The 9316-nt window shown below is 37.1% G+C and carries 9 protein-coding genes, 1 tRNA gene and 1 other RNA gene; 7 read left to right on the plus strand and 4 right to left on the minus strand.

Annotated elements, in window-relative coordinates; translation table 11 throughout:
- The gene (locus C7Y47_RS23695) at positions 1 to 636 is read left to right on the plus strand and encodes an RraA family protein (RefSeq protein ID WP_142510995.1); all 636 of its coding nucleotides are present in this window, start codon (positions 1 to 3) and stop codon (positions 634 to 636) included.
- 48 nt (positions 637 to 684) lie between these two features.
- Here C7Y47_RS23695 and C7Y47_RS23700 read toward each other — a convergent pair whose 3' ends face one another.
- The 4 genes from C7Y47_RS23700 to C7Y47_RS23715 form a co-directional block, all read right to left on the minus strand.
- A complete protein-coding gene (locus C7Y47_RS23700; protein ID WP_142510996.1) occupies positions 685 to 1959 on the minus strand; it encodes a cation:dicarboxylate symporter family transporter in 1275 nt (424 codons plus the stop codon).
- 91 nt (positions 1960 to 2050) lie between these two features.
- The gene (locus C7Y47_RS23705; RefSeq protein ID WP_142510997.1) at positions 2051 to 2929 is read right to left on the minus strand and encodes a response regulator; all 879 of its coding nucleotides are present in this window, start codon (positions 2927 to 2929) and stop codon (positions 2051 to 2053) included.
- Complete coding sequence (locus C7Y47_RS23710; protein WP_142510998.1) at positions 2930 to 4192, minus strand: ATP-binding protein; 1263 nt, start codon at positions 4190 to 4192, stop codon at positions 2930 to 2932.
- 294 nt (positions 4193 to 4486) lie between these two features.
- A tRNA-Ser gene (locus C7Y47_RS23715) sits at positions 4487 to 4579 on the minus strand.
- Positions 4580 to 5103: 524 nt separating this feature from the next.
- Here C7Y47_RS23715 and ffs point away from each other — a divergent pair.
- The 6 genes from ffs to C7Y47_RS23745 all read left to right on the plus strand — a co-directional run bounded on the left by ffs (position 5104) and on the right by C7Y47_RS23745 (position 9022).
- Positions 5104 to 5371, plus strand: an RNA gene (ffs, locus tag C7Y47_RS23720) — signal recognition particle sRNA large type.
- Positions 5372 to 5651: 280 nt separating this feature from the next.
- Positions 5652 to 7442 carry a DNA polymerase III subunit gamma/tau gene (gene dnaX / locus C7Y47_RS23725; RefSeq protein WP_142510999.1) on the plus strand — a complete coding sequence of 597 codons (1791 nt, stop codon included), beginning with the start codon at positions 5652 to 5654 and terminating at the stop codon, positions 7440 to 7442.
- Between the two features lie 21 nt (positions 7443 to 7463).
- Entirely contained in the window at positions 7464 to 7778 is a 315-nt protein-coding gene (locus C7Y47_RS23730; protein WP_132364640.1) for a YbaB/EbfC family nucleoid-associated protein, read from the plus strand.
- A gap of 11 nt (positions 7779 to 7789) precedes the next feature.
- Entirely contained in the window at positions 7790 to 8386 is a 597-nt protein-coding gene (recR, locus tag C7Y47_RS23735) for a recombination mediator RecR (protein WP_079564088.1), read from the plus strand.
- A gap of 13 nt (positions 8387 to 8399) precedes the next feature.
- Positions 8400 to 8615: a YaaL family protein gene (locus C7Y47_RS23740; RefSeq protein WP_132364636.1), complete on the plus strand. Its 216-nt coding sequence runs from the start codon at positions 8400 to 8402 to the stop codon at positions 8613 to 8615.
- A gap of 134 nt (positions 8616 to 8749) precedes the next feature.
- The gene (locus tag C7Y47_RS23745) at positions 8750 to 9022 is read left to right on the plus strand and encodes a pro-sigmaK processing inhibitor BofA family protein (RefSeq protein ID WP_142511000.1); all 273 of its coding nucleotides are present in this window, start codon (positions 8750 to 8752) and stop codon (positions 9020 to 9022) included.
- Positions 9023 to 9316 lie beyond the last annotated feature (294 nt).

Consider the following 9316-nt stretch of genomic DNA (forward strand, 5'->3'; position numbering starts at 1 on the left):
ATGACAAAAGTGGAAGTAAGTTTTAAGCATTTGCCAACGACTGCAGTTTCAGATGTGACAGGAGGACATACGAATTTACGCAGTGATATTAAACCGTTAGCAGATCATTATAAAATTGCTGGCCGCGCGGTAACAGTACGCTTACCAGATGGCGAAAATGGTGCAGTATTGGAAGCCATTCGAGCTGCTCAAGAAGGGGATATTTTAGTAATTGACGCTAAAGGGAATACCAATCGTGCAGTTGCTGGTGATTTTGTTCTTTCATTAGCGAAGGGTATAGGTGTACAGGGCTTTGTCGTTGATGGTGTTATTCGTGATATTGCAGCTATTCGTGAACTAGACTTTCCCGTATTTTCACTTGGCACAACGGTAGCAGCTGGCAATAAAAACGGCGGTGGCCAAGTAAATGTTCCTATTGCTATTGGAGGCGTTTCTGTTCGCCCTGGTGATTATATTATTGGGGATGTGGACGGTGTCGTTGTCGTGCCACAGGAAGATGCAGAGCGTATTGTGGCAGCCGCTGAGGTAAAGCTTGAAAAAGATGACGTACGTGCTCAAGAGGCACATGCAAATGGAAAAGAATCTATTATTAATTATTTAGATAAAGTATTAACTCCTTTCAGTGATCAAAAATAAAAAAACCCTCACGATGCCATCCATACATCGTGAGGATTTTTTTAATTTTTATGCTAAATTTTTATTATCATTAAAGTAATTTTTCATTTTCTCTGAATCGAAACGGCCTTCCCATTTCGCCATAACTAAAGATGCAAGTGAGTTACCAATTACGTTAACGACTGTACGTCCCATATCAAGAATACGATCGATACCTGCGATAAATGCTAAACCTTCAATTGGAATGCCGACAGTACCTAAAGTTGCTAGAAGCACAACGAATGATACTCCTGGAACACCTGCAATCCCTTTAGATGTAACCATTAATACAAGCATTAACGTAATTTGTTCACCAATGCTTAGGTGAATACCGTACATTTGAGCAATAAATAATGCAGCAATAGCTTGGTACAGTGTAGAACCATCTAAGTTAAAGGAGTAACCGGTTGGAATAACAAAGGATACGATATCCTTTGGAGCACCTAGTTTCTCCATTTTCATCATAATTCGTGGTAACACAGCTTCAGAACTTGCTGTTGAGAACGCTAAAATCAGCTCATCTTTTAGTACTTTAATTAAGAAGAAGATACTGATACCTGTAAATTTGGCCACAAGACCAAGAACGACAAAGATAAAGAATAGCATTGTTGCATAAACAAGTATAGCGAGTTTACCAAGTGGTATTAGGGAAGCGAATCCATATTTGGAAACGGTTACACCAATTAAACCAAATACCCCAATTGGAGCGAATTTCATTACAAGGTTAGTTACCCAGAACATAGTATCTGCTACCCCTTGGAAGAAGTCTAATACTGGTCTTCCTCGTTCGCCAATGGCAGCAACCCCTAAACCAAAAATAACTGAGAAGAAGATGATCGCAAGCATATTACCTTCAGACATTGCCTGAATGATATTTGTTGGTACAATGCCTACAATAATATCAAATGGTCCTTCATGCTGTACTTCTTCTGTAGTGGCAACGTATTTTGAAATATCTCCTTGAGAGAGCTCGTTCATGTTTATACCCGCGCCTGGTTGGAATAAGTTTGCGGAAAGTAAACCAATGACGATTGCTACTGTTGTAATAATTTCGAAGTAAATAAGCGATTTTCCGCCTAATCGTCCAAGCTGTTTCATATCTCCAGTGCCAGCAACACCAACGATTAAAGTTGAAATAATAATCGGTACAACAATCATTTTAATTAGATGAAGGAAAATATCACCTAAAGGTTGTAGATATGTTTCAATTTTGGGGTTTCCGTAAAAGATCCCACCAATAATAATCCCTAAAATCAAACCGACTAAAATTTGAGTGGCTAAACTGATTCTAAATTTCTTCTTCAAAATCTTAGTACCTCCTAATATTAAAATTTTTAGGACTTGCCTTACTTTAATAATACGGAGGACTTATGAAATCCGACAAAATCCGAGAAAATTAATTTACTTTAGTTAAAATGTCTGAATATAACACCTGAATAAATTTCTTAATATTAACCTTTGCTTTACGATTTCCGTGATCTTCTATCTGAGTCATAAGATGACGAATTTCTTTAAAGTCAAAGTATCGAGGTGCATAATATTCAAATTCGGAGTTTGTATAATCTACGACACCTAAATTGGCGAGATTTATCATCGCTGCTAATATAGTACGGCGCACCCGCTGTTCAATGGCTTTACTTTCCTTCAGAATTTCATCTGGTGTAGCCTTTGTGACAACTGCAACCTCCTCATAAAGCTCCTTTAATGGTGGAAGTGGTGCAATTTTGTGCTGATGCGCAAGTAATGTTTCGATGATAGCTATAATATCTTCGCTTCCAATCTCACCAACGATACCCATATCATTTAAGATAGATTGAATATGATCGCGTGACGTTGCTTTGTGATTTATTTGTTCACTTAGATCAATATTTGTAAGTGATTGGCGAATAATAAGCAATGAATTTTTTAGGCGAAATTGTTCAGTTGTTTTACGTAAAACATTTTCAACCTCAATACGGTTTATCGGTTTATGAATAAAGAAATCTATACCTTGCTTATATGCCTCACCAACCATTTCCTTATTCACAACTTGAGAAATCATGACAAATTGTCCTTCAAAACGATTTTGAATAAGGTGTTCGACTGTTGCAATCCCATCAAGCTTGGGCATGAGTAAATCAATCAACACAAATTCAGGTTGTGTCATTAAAATTTGTGGAATGGCGTCCTCACCATTGCGTGCTTCACCAATAACTGTACCTAAGCCACTATCTTCAATAATTTGTTTTAACATGACCCGACTTGCACGATCATCATCTACAATAAAATACCTCATTTAAGTCTCTCCCGTTTGAATAGTTTGCGTAGGAACTGTAATTTTAAACATCGTGTTTTGAGTATTTGATTCAACGGTTATTGAGCCATTTAATTTATTTACTAATTCAACAACATGTGAAAGACCAATACCTGTTGCTGCGACACCGTCTACATTGTATTTTGTAGTGTATCCAGGTTCAAAAATAATAGAGAGATTACTTTTTGGAATGCCCTTCCCGTTATCGCATACTGTTATTACAGTATCATCCTGTTGCTGTTGAATGGCAATAGAAATGATGCCTTGATTTTCAATTGCTTCTATAGCATTAGCTGTTAAATTATTCAAAAGTGCAAGCAATGCAATATGTTCCTTCGTTTGAAAATCGACTTCAATATTTAATTTAATTTCAACTTCTTTCCCGAGAAAATGAGCGTACTTACTGTTGCCATCTTCGATATAATGTAATAATTCTGACAATCTAAGGGATCCAAAGCTCTTTTCACCAACAATTTTAGAAATACCTGCATAAATGCGTTGTGAATCCTTCTTCACTTCATGAATTTCCTGGGCAATATGAAGTGCCTGTAAACTTTCTGCATGATAACCTAGCGATTTTAATTGTCGATATAATTCAAACCCACTGATTGTTATTGCTTCTATATCGTTCATCGATTTTTTTAAATAAAGTGTCTCTACATATAAATCTGAGCCGATCGTAAGCATTTCTTGAACACGTTTTTTTTGTTCAGCAATTAAAATAGAACTATAAATACCAACAACAAAAAAGCTACGTAATAAAGCAACTGCTAATAATATAAGTAAATCATGAAGGAATAAAAAAGTATAAGAATTTATAAAAAAACGAAATAGTTGTTCCACTAAATTACTGAATACTTCACTAAATGCAACTAGCAATCCAAGCAATAGTGGTTTTTCTCTATATTGATGAATGCTTAGAATTTGTAGGCATACTGCAAACATTATATAAAAGGCGGCGGCAGGTAAATGTATTAGTAAACTATCGACTACTGGAACATCATGTAAAGTGTAATTAATGATAACTCGAAAAATGGTTGTCACGATACTCGTAGTAAATCCAGCAAAAATGATCGGTGTAGGTCTTAGTAGAGTACACAAAAAGAAAATAATACTTCCTAATCCAAAACGAAAAGATGTATCAGCGAAAGGCATTATTTTAATTTCACTACCAATAGCAGTTAACAGAGCGATTGTTAAAACCCAAGTGAGGGAAGCACGAGATATGTAAAATTTCGAGTGCATAAAAAAATCCTCCCTAATAATATTAACGAGCATTATGCTAAAAAGCTCGTTTGCGTGTTTGAAATAAAATGTAATTGTACCACTACTTTTCATGTTACGTTGGGGCGAAAAGTAGTTTCGTAATGAAAGTGCATTTGTCTAGATGAAATAATGCTATAGATTTTTCACAGTTATAACATCTTAATTTACAATAAAAAAATACCACAACCTAAGTGGAAGTGGCATCTAATAAATGTTACATATAATTTTTAAGCAAAAAAAAAACGGCTACATTCGTAGTCGGAATTTTAAAACTGGAGGAGGTAGAGGGATTCGAACCCCCGCGCGGTGTTACCCGCCTGTCGGTTTTCAAGACCGATCCCTTCAGCCAGACTTGGGTATACCTCCATGTTGTTTTGTTACGTTGTCTTATCGACAAGATTTAATTTATCATATTTTAAAATTTACGTCAACAGATTTTTTATTTTTTTTAACTTTTTTTCAACAAATGTTGTGGTAGCGAAAGCGAAGCGTCAGATGTAGAAGTCTCCCAATTTTATAGGAAGGAAATGAATGCGGTACTAAGTCACTTTTCAACGGCTGTCATGGAATCGAAAAGGAGTTCTTATAGGATTTTAGCTTAAAATCATCGCATCAATGAAATAACGGCTAACTGATTTGTATCGATAAAAACGCCATGTCCTGTGGCATTGTCGAAATGGCCGACATCGTGTCGGCCCTCATGCAGACCTAAGTACAAAGCCAATTCCAGAGGCATTGTTTATCTGTGTGAAAGCAAAGTGACAGCTACAATGATGCCGAGGCATAAATGGATTAACAATTTCTTTTTTACAATGCAGATAGAATGTTCCAAACAAATATTATGCGTATTAAGTTGCAATTTATGAAAATAGTCAGTATACTAGTTATTGCCGTGCTAGGTGGGAAGGTAGCGGTGTCCTGTAACTCGCAATCCGCTCTAGCGAGACTGAATTCCTTTTTCGAGGCTGTCCGTATTGTTTGGTCTGCCTTTTGCACGTAGTGTTGACGATTGGGTCCTGCGCAATGGATACCCATGAACCATGTCAGGTCCGGAAGGAAGCAGCATTAAGTGGTCTTATTCATGTGCCGCGGGGTTGCCTAATCTGAGCTAACGACAAGAGTAACGCTTATGTGCGGCTGTCGAAGAAAGGTGCACGGCATTAAATTGCCAATTCAAACGCATCCGTCTACAAAAGGCGGGTGCGTTTTTTTTATGATTTTATAATATTTTTGGGGATGGAAGATCATTCACCAACACGTTTAAGGAAGTTACAAATTGTGCGGCGGACGTTAGGAGCCGGAAGCATCAGCATTCACTACAGGAAGTGAAAGAGAATTGTCCCGAAGTTTTAGAAAAACGATGACAACATTTTATAAATAATGAGGTAAATGCTATAATAGAACTATTCTATATATTAAAGAAGAGGAGAGGAATCCATTGACGTATCAAGCATTTTATCGTGTGTATCGACCGCAATCATTCCGAGAAATGTCTGGTCAAGCACATGTCAAAAGAACGCTACAAAATGCTCTCCTAGCGAATAAAACAACACATGCTTATTTATTTTCTGGCCCACGTGGTACCGGGAAAACAAGTACAGCTAAAATTTTTGCAAAAGCTTTAAATTGTGAGCATGCACCATCAAAAGAGCCTTGTAATGAATGTGCTACTTGTTTAAGCATTACAGATGGTTCTCACCCAGATGTTATTGAATTTGACGCGGCGTCTAATTCACGCGTTGAAGAAATACGAGACATCATTGAGAAAGTTCGATTTGCTCCTGCGAGTAGCAGATTTAAAGTGTATATCATTGATGAAGTGCATATGCTTTCTACAAGTGCTTTCAATGCCCTTTTAAAGACGTTAGAAGAACCACCTTCACATGCTGTATTTATTTTAGCAACGACAGAGCCTCATAAATTGCCCGCAACGATTATTTCGCGATGTCAGCGCTTTGATTTCAAGCGTCTTTCGACCAGTGATATTATTGAGCGCATGAAAGTTGTATTAGAAGATATTGAGTTACCGTTTGAGGAACAAGGTTTAAAGGTAATCGCACAATCAGCAGCGGGGGGTATGCGTGATGCTTTAAGTCTATTAGATCAGGTTGTATCCTTTAGTGGAGAAAAGTTGAAGCTTGAGGATACATTGCTTGTGACAGGTTCTATTAGTCAGGAAATTTTCTATGAGTTAGCAGAAGCTCTTAAAATAAAAGATGTCGCGCAAATGCTTGCGTTATTAGAACAGCTTATTGCGGATGGGAAAGATCCTCTTCGCCTTTCTGAGGACTTAATTACATTTTTCCGAGATTTATTATTACTGCAAACAAGTGAAGATTTGGCCGAATTATTAGAACTAGTATCACCAGAGGAGCGAGTGTTTACATTAGCGCATGATTTTGCACCGGATTTGCTATATGGCTACATTGATATTTTAGCGAAAACACAGCAAGAAATGCGATTCTCCCACCATACTAAGATTTATTTGGAAACAGCATTACTTAAAATGGTGCAGTTTTCGGGTGGTGCAGTTGGTCAGACTACCACTTCAGGCGAGGTAGCTATGAGCCCGGAGCTCGCCCAAAAAATTGTGGCGCTTGAGCAGATGGTGCAACAACTATCAGCTCAATTACAAGCTGGTGCTCCTATGCAAACGGCGCAAACACCAAAAGAACAGCGCCCGCGGGCAAAAAGTCCGAATGGCTATAAAGCACCAACAGGCCGTATTCAAGAGATACTAAAGGATGCTACAAAGCAAGATGTGCAACGTATTAAATCGGTTTGGGCACAGGCATTAAGTCAAATGCAAAAATCTCAATCAGCTCTTTTGGCAGAGGCTGAACCTGTTGCGGCATCTTCAAGTGCTTTTGTGTTAAAATTCAAGTATGATATTCATTGTCAAATGGTTGCTGATAATCAATCCCTAAAAGCTCAATTCACACAATTAATTGCAGGGCAAACTGGTACTATGTACGAAATGCTTTGTACGCCAGAAGAGGCTTGGTTAAAATTACGTGAAGAGTTTATTCGTGATCATGGCTTACAGCAGCAGAAAAAATCTTCTCAGGATGAAACTGATCATGAAATGGAATTATTAGAACCACCTCCGGTAGAAATGTCGGAAGGGCCGTTTATCGATGATGCTCAACCACTTGCGTCACAAGATCCACTTGTAACCGAAGCGGAAAAGCTGTTTGGTAAAGATTTTATTGAGATTGTTGAAGATTAATCATTTAGGAGGAATATGTTTATGCGTGGAATGGGAAATATGCAAGGTATGATGAAAAAAATGCAAAAAATGCAAAAGGAAATGATGGAGGCTCAAGAGGCTTTAAATGCAGAGCAATTTGAAGGTGCAGCTGGAGGCGGTATGGTGAAAGTAACTGTAACTGGTCAACGTGAAATTGTAGAAGTAAATCTTGATCCATCAGTAGTAGATCCAGACGATATCGAAATGCTACAAGATTTAATCGTTGTTGCTACAAATGAAGCACTGAAAAAAGTAGATGAAAAAACGAATGCAACAATGGGTAAATTCACTCAAGGCATGAATCTTCCGTTCTAGGAGGTAAATAAATGTACTACCCAGAACCAATATCGAAACTGATTGATAGTTTTATGAAATTGCCAGGTATCGGGCCGAAAACCGCGGCTCGTCTGGCGTTTTTTGTGTTAACAATGAAAGAGGATGACGTTTTATCCTTTTCAAAGGCATTAATTGATGCGAAGCGAAATTTAAGCTACTGTTCCGTATGTGGCAACATAACTGATGTAGATCCATGCCATATCTGTACAGACAAACAAAGAAATCATTCTATTATTTGTGTTGTCCAAGATACAAAAGATGTAATTGCGATGGAAAAAATGCGCGATTTCAATGGTATGTATCATGTATTGCAGGGAGCTATTTCACCTATGGATGGTGTTGGTCCGGAGGATATTAATGTCGCGTCCCTACTAGTTCGTTTGCAAGATGAGACTGTTCAAGAACTTATTTTAGCTACGAATTCAACGATTGAGGGTGAGGCAACAGCTATGTATATTTCTCGTCTAGTGAAGCCATCTGGTATTCGAACAACACGGATCGCTCATGGACTACCAGTAGGTGGAGATTTAGAATATGCAGATGAAGTAACGTTATCGAAGGCAATGGAAGGTCGCCGAGAATTGTGAGTGAGGGATTAATATGTTCTTCCGCAGTAAGGGAAAATTAAAAAAAGAATTCGATGACAAGCTTGTGAATCTTATAAAAGGAACAAAAGAGGATTTGCAGCAGGCGAAGATAATTGAAGAACTACTAGATGACTATGATTTAGAAGTAATTGCTCAACGAAAAGCAGCGGAGAGCATACATTTTTATTTATTCAAGGAAGCTAGAATTCGTAGAGTATTAATTAAATAATAGTTTTTAAACTTATTTCAGCAGGTGTCCAAACATCCGCTAAAAATAAGTTAATGCATAGGTATAAATAATATTCATAGAAGCAAAACAGGAAACATAAACTTTCATAATTATATTTTTGAGGGGGAAACCATATGTCGTGGTTAGTAATTATGAGCTTTTGTGTACCTGTAGTGCTTCTTTTTCTTTATATAATAATAAGACATGCCAAGATGGGTAAAATTTTAGAAGGAATGTCTGTGTTTTGGTTTAGATTTGCTTTTGCCTTTCTACTATTATTTATTATTCATTTAGGGATAGGGTATGCAGGCTATAATGTGCCGATTAATCTATTTTCAGTATTCACAATTGCAATATTAGGTATTCCGGGTGTGCTAGGGATAACCGCTTTAATATATTTTCTATAAGATGCTTGCAAAACAAAAATATTGTGGTATAGTAATAAGAGTCGTTAAGATAACGGTTGAAAAACAAATGAGTTTTAAATTAAAAAATTAATTGTTGACAACAAGTGAACGACATGATATTATATAAGAGTTGCTGTTGAGAGAAAGCAGCGACAATATGAACCTTGAAAACTGAACAAGCAAAACGTAATCAATAAAGTTTTTACTAGTTAACCTTGAGTTAGTGAACGAAACAAAATTTTGGACATCAAACATGATGCCAGCAAAACAATTTGAGCTAATCAAATTTCTTTT

This window comes from Lysinibacillus sphaericus (assembly GCF_006864135.1).
GTDB lineage: Bacteria > Bacillota > Bacilli > Bacillales_A > Planococcaceae > Lysinibacillus.